Below are 323 nucleotides of genomic sequence, written 5' to 3'. Positions count from 1 at the left end.
CCGTGGCTGTTGAGAAACAGGTAGCCGTTATCTTGGTGGATACGGTCGATGATTTCTTTGAGCTTGCCGCTGATTTCAAAGCGTAGCTTAGCGCCTGTTTTCTGCTGGCTGATATGTAGGATGCCTTCGTGGATGTGGCTGCTGTGAATGCCGACTATATCAACAGGGCGCTGGCCGGTGATGTAGGCAATGTCCATTAAATCACGCATCTGCTGGCTGGCAGCCTGATAGACGGCCTGATACAGGTAATCCTCAATATAAACCTCACGGCGCTTCTTGCTGTGCTTCTTGACGTTGCGGCAGGGGTTTTCTTTGCTTGTCCA

General features: G+C 51.1%; 1 pseudogene. It reads right to left on the bottom strand.

The window, feature by feature from the left end:
• Positions 1-323, bottom strand: a pseudogene (locus HMPREF2541_RS12245) (hypothetical protein); the annotation flags it as partial.

Origin of the sequence: Eikenella sp. HMSC061C02, assembly GCF_001809035.1 — a bacterium.
Taxonomy (GTDB): Bacteria; Pseudomonadota; Gammaproteobacteria; order Burkholderiales; family Neisseriaceae; genus Eikenella; species Eikenella corrodens.
Note: the sequence above shows the minus strand (reverse complement) of the source record. Positions and strands in the feature narration are given on the sequence as shown.